A 15675-nucleotide genomic window follows, 5' to 3' on the forward strand; every position below is an offset into this window, starting at 1 on the left:
GATCGTCTTCGAGTCCTCCCCGGGCGACACCGGCGACCCCCGCGAGGACGCCCGCCGTCGCCTTTACTACGTGACCCGGCGCAGCAGCACGAACCCGCCGCCCTCGTCCGCCCGGACGAACTCCGCGCCGGGGTGCAGTCGGCGGGCCTCCTCGCGGGGGTCGCCGGTGTCGCCCGGGGAGGACTCGAAGACGATCCAGTCCGGCACCAGGCCGCGGGTGCCCCCGATCCAGAACACCCGGCAGCGCGAGGTGAGCCGGGCGATCGGGGCGACGTCCGCCTCCACGCGCGCCCCGTCCGGGATGCCCGCGAAGAGCCGCTCGGCGGCCGCCACCCGGTCGGGCATCCGGTACGTCCCCGGCTCGGCCAGCCGGGCCAGGGGCAGCGTGGTCACACTGAGCGCGAGCGCGGCGGCCAGGACGGCCGAGGGCACCTGGAGGGCGTACGCGCGCAGCCGCGGCCGCGGCGAGTGCCGGGAGAGGTCCACCGCGTCCGCGAGCGCGAGCGCCAGGACCGGCATCAGGACCGCGCTGTAGTGCCAGTCGGTGGACCAGTAGTGCGGGTCCCCCGAGAGGAACCGCCAGCCGAGGGTGGGCAGCGCCACCAGCAGCAGCGGTGAGCGCAGGGCCAGCAGGCCGGTGGTGGGGACCAGCAGCCAGCCGAGGGTGGCGAGTTTGACGCCGAGGCCGTCCGTCAGGGCGGCGCCCGGCCCCGCCTGCGCCACCTTGCTCCAGTAGTCGTAGTCCCCGGCCGCGTTGAAGGCGGGGATGACGACGGCGAAGGTCAGGACGCTCGCCGCGGTCCCGAAGGCGGCCGCGAGGGCGGCGAGCCGGACCCCGCGCCGATCGTGCGCCCGGGCCCGCCAGGCGGCCACGCAGGCCAGCGCCGCGAGGGTGAGCCCGAGGTCCTCCTTGACCAGGACCAGCGGCAGCGCCCACAGCAGCGCGGCCCGCGTCCGCCGTCGCAGCAGCGCCTCCAGGGCGAAGGCGAGCAGCGGGACCGCGAAGCAGATCTCGTGGAAGTCGAACTCGACGGCCCGCTGGACCCCCCACGACAGGCCGTACGCCGCGCCCAGCGCGAGCCCGCGCGCCGGCCCCAGCAGCCGCACCGAGGCCCGGGTGACGGGTACGGCGGAGAGCGCGAACAGCGCGGCCTGGGCGACGAGCAGGGTGACGGGGGTCGGGAAGAGCCGGTAGAAGGGCGCGAGGAGCGCGGTCACCGGGCTGAAGTGGTCGCCCAGTATCCGGGTGCCGGGGCCCTTGAGGTCGACGACGGGCGCCTGCAGGTGCGCGTAGGCGCGGACCGCCTGCTCGAATATGCCCAGGTCCCAGGACATGGTCTCCAGGCGCGCGTAGCGGAGCACCGAGAGCAGGGTGTAGGCGGCGAAGAGGACCGCCGCCAGCAGGTATGGGGCCCGGCCCCCCGGCCGCCGGGCCGCGGCGCCGGGACCGGGGCCGGGCGCCGCGGTGGCCCGTACGGCCGGTGGTACGGCGGCCCAGGCCGGGGCGGGGGCCGGGGCGTGCAGGGCGGTCACCGCAGCGGGCTTTCGCCGGCCGCGCTGGAGGGTCCGGGGGAGCCGAAGGCCCGGGGGGACCCGGAGTACCCGGGCGGCGCGGAGGTCCGCGGGCCCGGGGTGACGGGCGCGCTCCCGGAGGCGCCGGTCCCCGGATCCGGGGCGGACGGGGACACGGTGATCACCGCCCCGTCGCTCCCGGGGGCGGTGAAGGGCGGCGAGGATCCGGTCGCCGGGTCGCCGCCCGAGGAGGCGCCCGAAGGGAACGAGGACCCCGCGGGGGCGGAGGAGGAGAGGCCCCCCGGCCCGGACCGGTCGACGGAACCCGACCCGCCGACCCGCGGCGCGGACGGCGCGGCCGGGGGCGCGTCCCGGTGCGCGGGTCCCGTACCGAGGCCGACGGCCGCGAGCGCACCGCCCGCGCCCAGGACGCACACCGCGCAGGCGGACACGGCCGCCAGGCGGCGCCGCCTGCGCCGGGCGCCGCGCTCCGCGACCACCGCGACCGGGGCGGGCAGCACCCGGCGTCCGCTCTCCCCGGCCGCGTGCTTGAACGCGGCGCCGAGCAGATCGTCGTACGGGTGGGAATCGGGGGATTCGGGGAAATCGGGGGAATCACTCACCGCGCGCCTCCTCGAAATGCGGCCGGAGCGCGGCCCGCGCCCGGGACAGGTGGGTCTTGACGGTGCCCGCCGCGATGCCGGTCTCGGCGGCCACCTGTTCCACGGACAGGTCGCAGACGTAGTGCAGGACGGCCACCCGCCGCTGCCGTTCGGGCAGCGTGCGCAGGACGCCGACCAGGGCCACCGTCGCGGGATCGGGTGAACCGGACGCCGCCGGGGGCGCGGCGCCGTGCCGCCGCCAGGCCTCGGCGGCCCGCCCGCGCCGCCGCCACCGGCTGACGGCGAGCCGCCAGGCCACGGTGCGGATCCAGGCCTCGGGCCCGGCGTCGCGGGAGAGCCGGGCCCGCCGGGACCAGGCCCGTACGAAGGCCTCCTGCACCACGTCCTGCGCCTCGTGCAGGTCACCGGTCATCAGGTAGACCTGTCCCACCAGGTGTTTCACGGAGTACGCGTAGAACTCCTCGAACTCCTCGACGGTCATGCGGCTCCCGGTGCTGGACAGATGTCGACGTGTATACGCCTGAGGCACCCGCTCCGGTTGACACGGCACCTCAAGATCTTTTACGCGCCGGACGTACGCATTCCCCCGCGCGACTGTCGGACCCGCGCCGTAAGGTGGGAGGACCCCGGCCCGTACGACGTGTCGGGTCCTTCGCGTTGCCGCCCCACGGCACCCCACCGGACGGAAAGCCGCCTTCATGAGCCTGTACGGACTGCTCGACGCCGTCACCCGGGACCCCGCGCTCAGCGAGGCCGTCCGGGCTGCCGCGGACGGCAACCGCATGCACGTGGACCTCGTCGGACCGGCCGCGGCGCGGCCCTTCGCCATCGCCGCGCTGGCCCGCACGACCGAGCGGACCGTCCTCGCCGTCACCGCGACCGGCCGGGAGGCCGAGGACCTGGCGGCCGCGCTGCGCTCGCTGATGCCGCCCGAGCAGGCCGCCACCGTCGTGGACTACCCGTCCTGGGAGACGCTGCCGCACGAGCGGCTCTCGCCCCGCAGCGACACCGTCGGCCGCCGCCTCGCCGTCCTGCGCCGGCTCGCCCACCCGAGCAAGGACGACCCGGCCGCCGGGCCCGTCAGCATCGTCGTCGCGCCCATCCGCTCCGTGCTCCAGCCGCAGGTCAAGGGACTCGGGGACCTGGTCCCGGTGGCCCTGCGCGGCGGCCAGAGCGCCGACCTCGGCGAGGTCACCGAGGCGCTCGCCGCGGCCGCGTACGCCCGGGTGGAGCTGGTGGAGAAGCGCGGCGAGTTCGCCGTGCGCGGCGGCATCCTCGACGTGTTCCCGCCCACCGAGGAGCACCCCCTGCGGGTGGAGTTCTGGGGCGACGAGGTCGAGGAGATCCGTTACTTCAAGGTCGCCGACCAGCGGTCCCTGGAGATCGCCGAACACGGGCTGTGGGCCCCGCCGTGCCGGGAGCTGCTGCTCACCGACGAGGTGCGCGAGCGCGCCGCCGCGCTGGCCGTCGACCACCCCGAGCTGGGCGAACTGCTCCACAAGATCGCCGAGGGCATCGCGGTGGAGGGCATGGAATCCCTCGCCCCGGTCCTGGTCGACGACATGGAACTGCTGCTGGACGTGCTGCCCGCCGGGGCGATGGCCGTCGTCTGCGACCCCGAGCGGGTCCGCACCCGGGCCGCCGACCTGGTCGCCACCAGCCAGGAGTTCCTCCAGGCCTCCTGGGCGGCCACCGCGGGCGGCGGCGAGGCGCCCATCGACCTGAACGCGGCCTCCCTGTGGGGGATCGCCGACGTCCGCGAACGGGCCCGCGAACTGGGCACCATGTGGTGGTCCGTCTCGCCCTTCGCCGCGGACGCCGACCCGGACGCGGACCTGGGCGGCGACACGCTGCGCCTGGGCATGCACGCCCCCGAGGCCTACCGCGGCGACACCGCCCGCGCCCTCGCCGACACCAAGGGCTGGATCGCCGACGGCTGGCACACCGTCTACGTCACCGAGGGTCACGGCCCCGCCGCCCGCACCGTCGAGGTCCTCGGCGGCGAGGGCATCGCGGCCCGCCTGGAAGCCGACCTCGCGACGCTGGAACCCTCCCTGGTCCACGTCGCCTGCGGCTCCCTGGAGCAGGGGTTCGTCGACCCCGGCCTCAAGATCGCCGTCCTCACCGAGACCGACCTGACCGGCCAGCGCACCGCCACCAAGGACCTCGGCCGGATGCCGACCCGGCGCCGCAAGACCATCGACCCGCTGACCCTCCAGGCCGGCGACTACATCGTCCACGAGCAGCACGGCGTCGGCCGCTACGTCGAGATGGTCCAGCGCACGGTGCAGGGCGCCACCCGCGAGTACCTGCTCGTCGAGTACGCCCCCGCCAAGCGCGGCCAGCCCGGCGACCGCCTCTACATCCCCACCGACCAGCTGGAGCAGGTCACCAAGTACGTCGGCGGCGAGGCCCCCACCCTGCACCGGCTCGGCGGCGCCGACTGGACCAAGACCAAGGCCAGGGCCAAGAAGGCGGTCAAGGAGATCGCCGCCGACCTGATCAAGCTCTACAGCGCGCGGATGGCGGCCCCCGGCCACACCTTCGGCCCCGACACCCCCTGGCAGCGGGAGCTGGAGGACGCCTTCCCGTACGCGGAGACGCCCGACCAGCTGACCACGATCGCCGAGGTCAAGGAGGACATGGAGAAGTCGGTCCCGATGGACCGGCTGATCTGCGGCGACGTCGGCTACGGCAAGACCGAGATCGCGGTCCGCGCCGCCTTCAAGGCCGTCCAGGACGGCAAGCAGGTCGCCGTCCTCGTCCCGACCACGCTGCTCGTGCAGCAGCACTTCGGCACCTTCTCCGAGCGCTACTCCCAGTTCCCCGTCAAGGTCCGCGCGCTGTCGCGGTTCCAGACGGACACCGAGGCGAAGGCCACCCTGGAGGGCCTCAGGGAGGGCTCGGTGGACATCGTCATCGGTACCCACCGGCTGTTCTCGCAGGAGACGAAGTTCAAGGACCTCGGCCTGGTCATCGTCGACGAGGAGCAGCGCTTCGGCGTCGAGCACAAGGAGCAGCTGAAGAAGCTCCGCGCGAACGTCGACGTCCTGACCATGTCCGCGACGCCGATCCCGCGCACCCTGGAGATGGCGGTCACCGGCATCCGCGAAATGTCGACGATCACCACCCCGCCGGAGGAGCGGCACCCGGTGCTGACCTTCGTCGGCCCGTACGAGACCAAGCAGATCGGCGCCGCGATCCGCCGCGAACTGCTGCGCGAGGGGCAGGTCTTCTACATCCACAACCGGGTCGAGTCCATCGACCGGGCGGCCGCCAAGCTGCGCGAGATCGTGCCCGAGGCGCGAATCGCGACGGCGCACGGGCAGATGGGCGAGAGCCAGCTGGAGCAGGTCGTCGTCGACTTCTGGGAGAAGAAGTTCGACGTCCTGGTCTCCACGACGATCGTCGAGTCCGGCATCGACATCTCCAACGCCAACACCCTGATCGTGGAGCGCGGCGACAACTTCGGCCTCTCGCAGCTGCACCAGCTGCGCGGCCGCGTCGGGCGCGGCCGCGAACGCGGTTACGCCTACTTCCTGTACCCGCCGGAGAAGCCGCTGACCGAGACCGCGCACGAGCGGCTCGCGACGATCGCCCAGCACACCGAGATGGGCGCGGGCATGTACGTCGCGATGAAGGACCTTGAGATCCGCGGCGCGGGCAACCTGCTCGGCGGCGAGCAGTCCGGTCACATCGCGGGCGTCGGCTTCGACCTGTACATCCGGATGGTCGGCGAGGCCGTCGCGGACTTCCGCTCCGCGGTCGACGGCGCCGAGCAGGAGGAGGCGCCGCTCGACGTGAAGATCGAGCTGCCGGTCGACGCGCACGTCCCGCACGACTACGCGCCGGGCGAGGGCCTGCGCCTCCAGGCGTACCGCTCGATCGCCGCCGCCACCTCGGAGGCGGACATCAAGGCGGTGCGCGAGGAACTGACCGACCGCTACGGCAAGCTGCCCGAGCCGGTGGAGAACCTGCTGCTGGTGGCCGGGCTGCGGATGCTGGCGCGCGCCTGCGGAGTCGGTGACATCACGCTGGCGGGCCCCAACATCCGCTTCGGCCCCGTCGAGCTGCGGGAGTCGCAGGAACTGCGGCTGAAGCGGCTCTACCCGGGGACGGTCCTCAAGCCGGTCACCTCACAGATCCTGGTGCCCCGCCCGAAGACCGCCCGGGTCGGCGGAAAGCCGCTGGTCGGGCGGGAACTCCTGGCCTGGACGGGGGAGTTCCTCACCACGATCCTCGGTTCCTGACGCCTCGAACGGTCTAGAGGAAGTTCTTCTGGACCAGGAGGCGCACGATGTCGGGGTAGAAGTCCGGGAAGTCCAGCGGCACGATGCCGAAATGGGTCCTCTCGGTCTTCCGGTCGTCCAGGTACTTGAGGACGTCCGGAAGCGTGCCGTAGGCGTTCTGCTGGGGCCAGTTCCCGCCGGCGTAGCTCGTGAAGTTCACGTACATCTTGCCGGAGTTCTGGTTCCGCCAGGCTTCGTCGAACTGCGCCACGATGAGGTCGGTCTTGTCGAACACGGAGGTGTTGTAGACGTCCTGCGTGTCGAAGTAGGTGTTGCTCTTGCTGGACCAGTCGAGGATGCCCCAGGTGTTCGAGAAGTCCGCCGCTATGACGATCTTGCTGCGCACCTGGCCCAGCTTGGGCCAGGACGGCGCCGTCCACACCAGGTTCCGGTAGCCCATGTTGTCCAGGTAGTAGTTGAAGCGGCGCCGGAACTCCTCGTCCCCGAGGGCCTGCCCGCCCCTGCGCTCGTTGCGCACCCTCATGACGACGGTTTCGCCCGGGTAGTTCCTGAAGTGGTTGCGGCAGGCTTCCAGTACGTCCTGGAAGCGGTGCCCTTGGTAGTTGTCCTCGTGGTAAACGCCGAATTCGTTCGGCGCGCCCTGGAGGCCGTTCAGCCGGATGTCGAGGAAGCGGATCCCGCGCTCCAGCTGTTCGGGAACGCCCCAGTTCTGGGTCTGGGACCACTTGGTCCCGTTGGCGGGGTCGGTGCACCACGAGTCGTGCGTCCCGGGGATCGTCAGTTGGTAGAGGTACTTGCTGCTGGGCAGCTTGCCCATCCAGTCGTAGAAGTAGTAACTACCGGCGGCCCGGGCGGTGCCGGGAAGGCCGAGGGTGACCGCTGCTGCGGCGCCTGCTCCGGCTCCCCATTTCAGAACGTCACGACGGGTGGGGCTCATACCTGGTCTCCGTATCTCCGCGGACGCCGTCCGCGGGAGAGTGCGCGCGGTGGTGGTCGGGCCACCGTGTGCGCCGAAAGTAGGCCGGGCCGCTAACGTTTTTCTCACGCCCCACTGACGTGCCAAGAGGGCCGGAGCGCGCGCCGCGGCCGGGGAGGGCACCCTTCGGTGCGCCTCCCCGGCCGCGGAACGGATCAGGCGGGCTGCTCGGGGGCCTTCGCCGTGATCACGGCGAAGACACCGCCCTGCGGGTCGGCGAGGACGGCGATCCGGCCCACCGCCATGTCGAAGGCCGGGGCCAGGACGGTGGCGCCCGCGCGGGTCGCCGCCGCCTGGATCTCGTCGGCGTCGTCCACCTGGAAGTACGGCAGCCAGTTCGGCGGGGTCCCGGGCGGCAGCGCGGACAGGTCCATCATCCCGGCGACCGCGCGGCCGCCGACCTTGAACTCGATGTACCCCTCGGCGCCCGGGATCTCGGTCGTGGCCGTGGTGACCGGCAGGACGGCCGAGTAGAAGGCGGAGGCGGCGGCGGTGTCGCCGGTGCTCAGCTCGTTCCAGATCAGCGCGCCGTGCTCGTTGACGATGCCCGCGCCGTCGAAGGTGCCGGGCTGCCAGAGGCCGACGACCGCGCCCGTCGGGTCGGCGAGGACGGCCATCCGGCCGAGGTCCATGACGTCCATCGGGCCCACCATGACGGTGCCGCCCGCGTCCGTCACCGACTTGAGGGCGGAGTCGATGGAGTCGGTGGACAGGTACGTCGTCCACACGGTCGGCGGCATCGGGTCCGGCACGGTGCCGTCCGGGTTGCTCGCCTTCATGATGCCGGCGACGGGCCTGCCCTTGAGGGTGCAGACCGAGTAGCCGCCGGTCTCCGGCGGGCCGACCTCTCCCTGCCAGCCAAAGAGGTCGCAGTAGAAGTCGAGGGCCGCCTGCTGGTCGGGAACCATCAGGTCGATCCAGCAGGGGGTGCCGGGCTTGTAGGGGCCGTTCATGTCGGGCACGGATGCCTCCGGGGCGGGTGGTGGGGAAGGACGGGCCGTCCCCTACCCGGGCCCTGTCGGGCGGAACCGGGCCGAACGGGTGACCGACCCGGGGCGGGTGCCGATGCGGGGGCGCTTCTGGCCCGTCCGCCCCCTGCTCGGCGTCCTCGGCGCGCCGTCGCTCCCGGCCCAGGCCATGTTCAACCCAGCTGGGCCACCTTCAGCCCGTCCGGCGTTTGAGGACCGGGTCCGGGCGGAGCCCGGGAGGCTGGGCCGCGGGTGGAGTTCGGCGGTGGTTGTCTCCGGCGGCCCCTCAAACGCCGGGGAGGCTGGGATGGTGCCGGGTCAGGCCACCTTCAGCCCGTCCGGCGTTTGAGGACCGGGTCTGGGCGGAGCCCGGGAAGCGGGATGCCCGGCGGGCGGGGACAGCCAGCCGGGCCAGGGTCACAGGCTGGCCCATACCGTTTTGCCCGGCGCACCGCTGCCCCGCGGCCGCACCCCCCACTCCCGCGCCACGGCCCCCACCAGCACCAGCCCCCGCCCGCTCTCCGCAAGGCACGGGTCCACCGCCTCCACCGGCTCCGCCTCGCCCCGCGCGTCGCTCACCTCCACCCGGACCCGCAGCCCGTCGTAGCCGAGCCGGACCTCGAAGTCCCGCCCCGGCACCCGCCCGTGCAGCACGGCGTTCGCGGCCAGCTCCCCGACCACCAGCTCCACGTCCTCGGCCAGCGCGCACCCCCGCGGGATCCCCCACTCTTCGAGCTGCACCCCGGCCAGGCGCCGGGCGAGCCGGGCGCCCCGCGGGGTGGCGGAGAGGAGCTGCCGGAACTCCGGTGCCATGTCACTCTTTTCAGTCGTCACCTCACCGAGCGTGGCCGGACCGCCGTACGCTTTCCAGCAGCGGCGGCACTACGGAGACCCCCCGTAGGTGCGGCGCCGGTTGCGTGTACGTGCTGTACGGGCGAGGGCGGTTCATCACATGAACGACCTGTCGGAACGCGAAGAAGAGCCGGAGCGGCCCATCGAGGTCGACGGCACGGCGCACCTCTTCAAGGCGCTCGGCAAGATCATCAAGGTGCTACGGGAACGGGCGGGCCTCCAGCAGAAGGAACTCGCCGCGCTCGTGCACGTCGGCGAGGACCTGGTCTCCGCCATCGAACGGGGCGTGCGCACCCCGCAACCGGACTTCCTGGAGAACACCGACCGGGCCGTGGGTGCCGGGGGCATCCTGCTCGCCGCCATCCCGGAGTTGAAGGAAGCGCTGAAGCGAGCCCGGACGAGGCACCCCGACTGGTTCCGGAAGTTCGCCGACGCGGAAGCGGTGGCGGTGGCCTTGCACTACTACGAGGTGCAGGCCATTCCGGGGCTGCTCCAGACCGAGGACTACGCACGGGCCGTATTCCGGCACCGCCGTCCTGTGCTGAACGAAGCCACCATCGAGAAGCGAGTGGCAGACCGGCTCGCCCGTCAGGTGATCCTGGAGCGCTGGCCCGCTCCCACAGTGAGCTTCGTACTGGAGGAGTCCATCCTGCTGCGCCCGACGGGCGGCAGGGACGTACACCGCGCGCAGCTGCGCCGCCTGCTGGAGGTGGGCAAACTACGAACCGTCCAGCTCCAGGTGATGCCACTCAATCGCGACGAACACCCATCTCTCGACAGCGCATTCACTCTTCTTCGCCTCAAGGGCCGCAACGAGGTCGCCTATATCGAGAGCTACGGTCACGCGAACCTCATCACTGATCCAGAACAGGTGAGGGTCTACAGCGAGCGCTATGGGATCATCCGGGCACAGGCACTCACGCCCCACGAGTCACTGGCCCTGATCGAGAAGTTGCTGGGAGAACTATGAACACCACGCACCTGGCCTGGTTCAAGAGCAGCTACAGCTCCGGCGAGGGTGGCGAATGCCTCGAAGTCGCCTTCGACTGGCGGAAGTCGAGCTACAGCAGTGGCGAAGGTGGCAACTGCGTCGAGGTCGCCGGATGCGCGGAAGCCGTCCACATCCGGGACTCCAAGGTCCCGGCCGGCCCCCGGCTGGCCGTCGCGCCCCGCGCCTGGGCCGCGTTCCTCGGTGAGGTCACCGGGGCCTAGCGCGGCGGCCGCGGTGGGGGGACCCCGGTGGTCCGCCCCCGCCGCGGCCGGGGATCACTCGTCGGTGTCGATGACTCCGCTGGTCGGGGAGTCGGCCTTCACCGGCTCGTTGAAGCCGGAGAAGGAGACCTCGGAGGCGTCCTTGCCGGTCTCCACGGCCTTGAGCAGGTACGGCCGGCCCGTCGTGGCGACGTAGAGGTTCTCGGTGCCGTCAGTCGTCTTTGTGGTGAGCTTCTGCGCGCTCTGGCCCGCCAGCTGCACGACCCCGTCCTTTCGTGCGCCCGAGCTCTCGTCGAACTCCTTGAGCAGCTCGTCCAGGTCGCAGAGCGCCGAGAGCTCCTTGGAGTCCGCGGCCGACGCCTTGGTCTTCACCCAGTGGCCGGGCAGCTGGGCGAGCGCCGCGTCGGCCTCTGCCTTCGGGGAGTCCTTCATCTGGGTCCGGTAGAAGGTCTCGTCCGCCTTCAGGAAGATGAACTGGGCGTTGCGGATCAGCTCGAACGAGCCTTCGCCCTCGATCGACATCGCCCCCTTGCAGTCCCCGGCCTTGCTGATCGCCATGTCGAGCTTGATCGGCTTGCCCTTGTCCCGGACGGTGCCGGTGATGGTCAGCGAGGAGGCCCCGCGCAGGGCGTCGAGGGAGGAGTTCGCCACCTTCGACCCGGACTGGCCGGGGAAGGGGCCGCCCTCGTCACCGCTGCCGAAGGGGAAGCAGCCGGTGAGGGTGAACAGGGCGGTGGTGGCGACGACCGCGACGGCGGTCAGGCGGGCAGGGCGCACGGGGGACTCTCTTTACGGGGAGGGGGGAGCGGGTGGAACCGGTGAACCGGTGTCCTGCGTGCCATCACAACAGAGTCTGTGAACCGAGTCAACAGTGATCAGTGGGATCGTGCAGTTCACGCTGTGAAGCGGTCCCTCGTCTGTGTACCGGTATGCTCTGTGCATGCCGGACAACGCCACAGAGGTGACCGCAGCCGAGATCGCCCGCCTCGCCGGGGTCGGCCGCGCCGCGGTGAGCAACTGGCGCCGCCGCCATGCCGACTTCCCGAAGCCCGTCGGCGGCAGCGAGACCAGCCCGTCCTTCGCCCTCCCCGAGGTCGAGGCCTGGCTGCGCGCCCAGGGCAAGCTGGCCGAGGTCCCCCCGCGCGAACGCGTCTGGCAGCAGATCACCGCCCACCCCGGCGGAGCCGTCGCCGGGCTGGTCGAGGCGGGCTGCGCGCTGCTCGTCGTCCACGACCGGCCCACCGACTGGCTGGAGCTGAGCGCCGTCTCCGACGCGCGGATGGCCGCGCTGCTGCGGCCCGTCCTCGCCCAGGTGCTCACCGCCCGCCTCGGTCCCGGCCACGCCCTGGCCGTCGACGCCCTGGCCGCCACCACCCCCGCGTCCATGCCGCTGCTGCGCGCCGCCGCCGGGCTCGCCGCGGAGCTCGGAGCCCGTAGCGCCTTCGAGTTCCTGCTCGGCCGCCACCTCGACGCGAACCCCCGCCAGTACACGCTGACCCCGCCCGGCCCCGCCGAGCTGATGGCCGCCCTCGCCGGGCGCGGCGCCCGCAGCGTCCTCGACCCCGCCTGCGGCACCGGCGGCCTGCTGCGCGCCGTCCCCGCGCCCACTGCCCTGTACGGCCAGGACTCCGCGCCCGAACTCGTCGCCCTCACCGCGCTCCGGCTCGCCCTGCACGGCACCGCCGAGGTCCGCGCGGCCGCCGCTGACAGCCTGCGCGCCGACGCCTTCCCGCGGGTCGCCGTCGATGCCGTGCTGTGCCACCCGCCCTTCAACGAACGCAACTGGGGCCACGAGGAACTCGCCTACGACCCGCGCTGGGAGTACGGCTTCCCCGCCCGCACCGAATCCGAACTCGCCTGGGTCCAGCACGCCCTGGCACATCTGCGCGAGGGCGGCACCGCCGTCCTCCTGATGCCCCCGGCCGCGGCCGCCCGCCGCTCCGGCCGCCGCATCCGCGCCGACCTGCTCCGCCGGGGCGCACTGCGGGCCGTCATCGCGCTCCCGGCCGGCGCCGCGCCCCCGTACGGCATCCCCCTGCACCTGTGGGTGCTGCGCAAGAGCGCCGCGCACGCCCCGGCCCCGCCCGGGCTGCTGCTCGTCGACACCGCCGATCTGGGCGGCGGCGAGGGCCGCGAACGGGCCGCGTGGCCCGCCGTGCGGGACGCGGTGCTGGCCGCCTGGACGGCGTACGACGGCGCCGACGGCCCGGACGAGGTCCCCGGCACCCCGGGCCTGAGCCGCTGCGTGCCCGTCATCGAGCTCCTCGACGACGACGTGGACCTCACCCCCGCCCGCCATCTGCCCCCCGCCGCCGCGGGCGGCGGACCGGCCGCGCTGAGCGCCGTACGCGCCCGCCTCGACGAGACCCTCCAGCGCGCCGCCCGGCTCACCCCGCCGCCCGCCGAGCCCGCCGCCGGACCCGTCCGGCTGCCCGCCACCACCATCGGCGAACTCGCCCGCGCGGGCGCCCTGGTGCTGCGCACCGGCACCGGCAGCGGGGCCGGGGACGTGCCCGTCCTCACCGAACACGACGTGTACGGCGGCGGTGCCCCCTCCGGTACCCTCGCCGAATCCGCCGAGGAGCCCGTCCTGACCGAGGCGGGCGACATCGTCGTCCCCGTCGTCGGCGCCGCCGCCGTCGCCCGGGTCGTCGGCCCGGCCGACGCGGGCGCAGCCCTCGGCCGCAACCTCCAGCTGCTGCGCCCCGACCCCGCCGCCCTCGACCCGTGGTTCCTGGCCGGCTTCCTGCGCGGCACCGCCAACAACCGGCAGGCTTCCAGCTACGCCTCCACCGCCACCCGGCTCGACGTGCGCCGCCTCCAGCTGCCCCGGCTGCCGCTCGCCGACCAGCGCCGCTACGGCGAACGCTTCCGCGCGCTCGCCGAGTTCGAGGACGCGCTGCGGCTCGCCGGACGGCTCGGCGAACAGCTCGTACAGGGTCTCCACGACGCGCTGGCGGACGGTACGGTCACGGCGGAGTGAGCCGGTGCGCAACGGTTGTGCACATCCCCTGACCGGCCGGACGGATCGCTGTATACGCTCGCACCCGAGCACGTCCGAGAAGCGCCGTCCCACCACGCGCGAAGTCCGTCAGGAGAACAGCGATGCACGGCCACGGCCCCGGCCTCCCGCCGCCGCACCAGCAGTACGGTCCACAGCGCGGTCAGGACGCCGTCATCGCCCTGCGCGTGGTCTTCGCGCTGGTGCCGCTGCTCAGCTGCGGGTTCCTCAGCTGGGTGACCATGCTGCGGATCGCGATCGTCACCCGGGCCGCCCGCGACTGGGTGCTCTTCGCCCTCTCCGCGGCCCTCGTCATCCTCGGCTTCGCGCTGATCGGCACCGACCCGGTCGCGGACGGCGGCGGCACCCGGGGCGACATCGGACTGGCGCTGCTGCTGGCGACCGGCGTGGCCGCCCTCGCGTATTTCCTCTACGTCGACCTGCGCAGGCCCAGCCGGCCCGCGGCCACCGACTGGTACGCCCCGCCGGTGCCGCCGCAGCAGCCGCAGGGGTACGGCTACGGCTACCCGCCGCAGGCCGGCACGACCGTCCCGGCCCCGCCCCGGCATTCCCCGCAGCCGCAGCCCCGGCCTCACCAGCAGCCGCTTCCGCAGCCCCCGCACACCCCCTCGCCCCCGCGGATCGGCCAGGTCCGCGCCGAGCTCGACGAGCTGAGCGAGCTGCTGCGCAAGCAGGAGACCGAGCGGGGCCACGGCCAGGAGCCCGGCCGGTGACCGAGCGGATCCTCGGCGAGCGCTACCAGCTCGCCACCGTCCTCGGCCAGGGCGGCATGGGCCAGGTCTGGACGGCGTACGACCGGCGCCTGGACCGCCGGGTGGCCGTCAAGCTGCTGCGCCCCGACAAGGTCGCGGGCCCCGGCAGCGTCGCCGAGGAGCTGCGCCGCCGCTTCGTGCGCGAGTGCCGCGTCACGGCGCAGGTCGACCACCCCGGCCTGGTCACCGTCCACGACGCGGGCAGCGACGGGGACGAGCTGTACCTGGTCATGCAGTACGTGGAGGGCGCCGACCTCGCCGACCATCTGGCCGAACACGACCCGTACCCCTGGCCGTGGGCGGTCTCGGTGGTCGCGCAGCTGTGCTCGGTGCTCTCCGCCGTGCACGCGGTGCCGATCGTGCACCGCGACCTCAAACCGCGGAACGTGATGGTGCGCCCCGACGGGACGGTCACCGTCCTCGACCTCGGCGTCGCCTCCGTCATGGACACCGACACCACGCGCCTCACCCACACCGGCTCGCCGATCGGCAGCCCCGCCTACATGGCCCCCGAGCAGGCCATGGGCGGCGCGGTCGGCCCCTACACCGACCTCTACGCGCTGGGCGTGCTGCTCTACGAACTGCTCAGCGGCAACGTCCCCTTCGCCGGGTCCACCGCCCTCGGCGTGCTCCACCGGCACCTGTACGAGCCCCCGCTCCCGGTGCGCCGGCTGCGCCCGGAGGTGCCGCCCCACCTCGAAGCGGTCCTGATGCACCTGCTGGCCAAGGACCCGCAGGACCGGCCCGGCTCCGCGCAGGAGGTCTACGAGGCGCTGATCCCGCTGCTGCCCACCCACGGCAGCCCCAGCGGCCCCCTGGACCCCACCCGCCCCTTCCTGCGCCCGCAGGCCCCCTGGCCGGACCGGGTCACGGTGCCGCCCCGCCCCCAGGTCCCGCCCGCCGCCGCCCCCGCGCGCCGCGACGTCCCGGCGGCCGTCGACGAGGCCAGGAAGCTGCTGGACGAGGGCAGGCTCACCCAGGCCGTGGACATCCTCGGCGACATCCTCCCGGCGGCCGTCGCGCAGCACGGGGAGCACTCGCCCGTCGTCCGGTCGCTGCGCAAGCAGTACGCGGCCACGCTGATGGACGACGGCCAGTACCGCCGGGCCCTGCCCGAACTGCGCCGCCTGGCCGAGGAGTTCCCGGCGGGCGACCCGCAGTCCCTGCGCTTTCGCTACGACGCCGCCCAGTGCCTGGAGCAGCTCGGCGAGCCCGCCGCCGCCCTGGCCGAGTACCGTGCGCTGCTGCCGCTCTTCGAGAACCGCTACGCGAACCCGGATCCGGGGCTGCCGCTGGAGGTCCGGCGCCGGATGGCGCAGCTGCTGCTCTCCCTGGGGGACCGGGCGGCGGCGCACGACACGCTGGTGCGGCTGCTGTTCGACGCGGACCAGCTGCACGGTCCGGGCCACCCGTTCCCCACCGAGGTCCGCCGCACCCTCCAGTGGCTGGGCCAGGTCCGCTGACCCGGGCGCCGCCGCGTGCGGCGGCGCGGACTGTAGGGGTGAAAG

At 73.4% G+C, this 15675-nt stretch carries 13 protein-coding genes; 6 read left to right on the top strand and 7 right to left on the bottom strand.

Annotated features, from left to right (window positions below; genetic code table 11):
- Nucleotides 1-66: 66 nt before the first annotated feature.
- The 3 genes from ABZY31_RS15325 to ABZY31_RS15335 form a co-directional block, all read right to left on the bottom strand.
- On the bottom strand, nucleotides 67-1404 hold the full coding sequence (locus ABZY31_RS15325; protein ID WP_356409994.1) for a DUF2079 domain-containing protein: 1338 nt from the start codon (nucleotides 1402-1404) through the stop codon (nucleotides 67-69).
- A 125-nt stretch (nucleotides 1405-1529) separates the two neighbouring features.
- Nucleotides 1530-2135: a hypothetical protein gene (locus tag ABZY31_RS15330; protein ID WP_356409798.1), complete on the bottom strand. Its 606-nt coding sequence runs from the start codon at nucleotides 2133-2135 to the stop codon at nucleotides 1530-1532.
- A complete protein-coding gene (locus tag ABZY31_RS15335; RefSeq protein ID WP_356409801.1) occupies nucleotides 2128-2616 on the bottom strand; it encodes a SigE family RNA polymerase sigma factor in 489 nt (162 codons plus the stop codon). Before ABZY31_RS15335 ends, ABZY31_RS15330 begins: the two co-directional genes overlap by 8 nt.
- Before the next feature lie 217 nt (nucleotides 2617-2833).
- Between ABZY31_RS15335 and mfd the strand changes: the two genes are divergently transcribed.
- Nucleotides 2834-6385, top strand: coding sequence for a transcription-repair coupling factor (gene mfd, locus ABZY31_RS15340; RefSeq protein WP_356409804.1), 3552 nt, complete (start codon nucleotides 2834-2836; stop codon nucleotides 6383-6385).
- A 13-nt stretch (nucleotides 6386-6398) separates the two neighbouring features.
- On the opposite strand, the gene ABZY31_RS15345 is transcribed toward mfd, so the two are convergent.
- The 3 genes from ABZY31_RS15345 to ABZY31_RS15355 all read right to left on the bottom strand — a co-directional run bounded on the left by ABZY31_RS15345 (nucleotide 6399) and on the right by ABZY31_RS15355 (nucleotide 9163).
- Nucleotides 6399-7322, bottom strand: coding sequence for a phosphatidylinositol-specific phospholipase C (locus tag ABZY31_RS15345; RefSeq protein WP_356409807.1), 924 nt, complete (start codon nucleotides 7320-7322; stop codon nucleotides 6399-6401).
- Nucleotides 7323-7516: 194 nt separating this feature from the next.
- The gene (locus ABZY31_RS15350) at nucleotides 7517-8314 is read right to left on the bottom strand and encodes a VOC family protein (RefSeq protein ID WP_356409997.1); all 798 of its coding nucleotides are present in this window, start codon (nucleotides 8312-8314) and stop codon (nucleotides 7517-7519) included.
- Nucleotides 8315-8746: 432 nt separating this feature from the next.
- On the bottom strand, nucleotides 8747-9163 hold the full coding sequence (locus ABZY31_RS15355) for an ATP-binding protein (protein ID WP_356409810.1): 417 nt from the start codon (nucleotides 9161-9163) through the stop codon (nucleotides 8747-8749).
- A 118-nt stretch (nucleotides 9164-9281) separates the two neighbouring features.
- Between ABZY31_RS15355 and ABZY31_RS15360 the strand changes: the two genes are divergently transcribed.
- Nucleotides 9282-10151, top strand: a complete 870-nt coding sequence (locus ABZY31_RS15360) for a helix-turn-helix transcriptional regulator (protein WP_356409813.1) — start codon at nucleotides 9282-9284, stop codon at nucleotides 10149-10151.
- Entirely contained in the window at nucleotides 10148-10393 is a 246-nt protein-coding gene (locus ABZY31_RS15365; RefSeq protein WP_356409815.1) for a DUF397 domain-containing protein, read from the top strand. Before ABZY31_RS15360 ends, ABZY31_RS15365 begins: the two co-directional genes overlap by 4 nt.
- A gap of 54 nt (nucleotides 10394-10447) precedes the next feature.
- Here the strand turns inward: ABZY31_RS15365 and ABZY31_RS15370 are convergent, their stop codons facing one another.
- Nucleotides 10448-11170 carry a hypothetical protein gene (locus ABZY31_RS15370; RefSeq protein WP_356409817.1) on the bottom strand — a complete coding sequence of 241 codons (723 nt, stop codon included), beginning with the start codon at nucleotides 11168-11170 and terminating at the stop codon, nucleotides 10448-10450.
- 163 nt (nucleotides 11171-11333) lie between these two features.
- Here ABZY31_RS15370 and ABZY31_RS15375 point away from each other — a divergent pair, with 163 nt between their 5' ends.
- The 3 genes from ABZY31_RS15375 to ABZY31_RS15385 all read left to right on the top strand — a co-directional run bounded on the left by ABZY31_RS15375 (nucleotide 11334) and on the right by ABZY31_RS15385 (nucleotide 15630).
- Nucleotides 11334-13376, top strand: a complete 2043-nt coding sequence (locus ABZY31_RS15375; RefSeq protein ID WP_356409820.1) for an N-6 DNA methylase — start codon at nucleotides 11334-11336, stop codon at nucleotides 13374-13376.
- 122 nt (nucleotides 13377-13498) lie between these two features.
- The gene (locus ABZY31_RS15380; protein ID WP_356409823.1) at nucleotides 13499-14128 is read left to right on the top strand and encodes a hypothetical protein; all 630 of its coding nucleotides are present in this window, start codon (nucleotides 13499-13501) and stop codon (nucleotides 14126-14128) included.
- Nucleotides 14125-15630, top strand: coding sequence for a protein kinase (locus tag ABZY31_RS15385; RefSeq protein WP_356409826.1), 1506 nt, complete (start codon nucleotides 14125-14127; stop codon nucleotides 15628-15630). Before ABZY31_RS15380 ends, ABZY31_RS15385 begins: the two co-directional genes overlap by 4 nt.
- The last annotated feature ends 45 nt before the right edge of the window (nucleotides 15631-15675 follow it).

The sequence above is a fragment of the Streptomyces sp. NPDC006529 genome (assembly GCF_040611795.1).
Taxonomy (GTDB): Bacteria; Actinomycetota; Actinomycetes; order Streptomycetales; family Streptomycetaceae; genus Streptomyces.

Bases quoted from the DNA above. Each gene is read 5' to 3' on its own strand.
- ABZY31_RS15335 (WP_356409801.1), bottom strand. From the start codon at position 2,616: ATGACCGTCGAGGAGTTCGAGGAGTTCTACGCGTACTCCGTGAAACAC.
- mfd (WP_356409804.1), top strand. From the start codon at position 2,834: ATGAGCCTGTACGGACTGCTCGACGCCGTCACCCGGGACCCCGCGCTC.
- ABZY31_RS15345 (WP_356409807.1), bottom strand. From the start codon at position 7,322: ATGAGCCCCACCCGTCGTGACGTTCTGAAATGGGGAGCCGGAGCAGGC.
- ABZY31_RS15350 (WP_356409997.1), bottom strand. From the start codon at position 8,314: ATGAACGGCCCCTACAAGCCCGGCACCCCCTGCTGGATCGACCTGATG.
- ABZY31_RS15360 (WP_356409813.1), top strand. From the start codon at position 9,282: ATGAACGACCTGTCGGAACGCGAAGAAGAGCCGGAGCGGCCCATCGAG.
- ABZY31_RS15365 (WP_356409815.1), top strand. From the start codon at position 10,148: ATGAACACCACGCACCTGGCCTGGTTCAAGAGCAGCTACAGCTCCGGC.
- ABZY31_RS15375 (WP_356409820.1), top strand. From the start codon at position 11,334: ATGCCGGACAACGCCACAGAGGTGACCGCAGCCGAGATCGCCCGCCTC.
- ABZY31_RS15380 (WP_356409823.1), top strand. From the start codon at position 13,499: ATGCACGGCCACGGCCCCGGCCTCCCGCCGCCGCACCAGCAGTACGGT.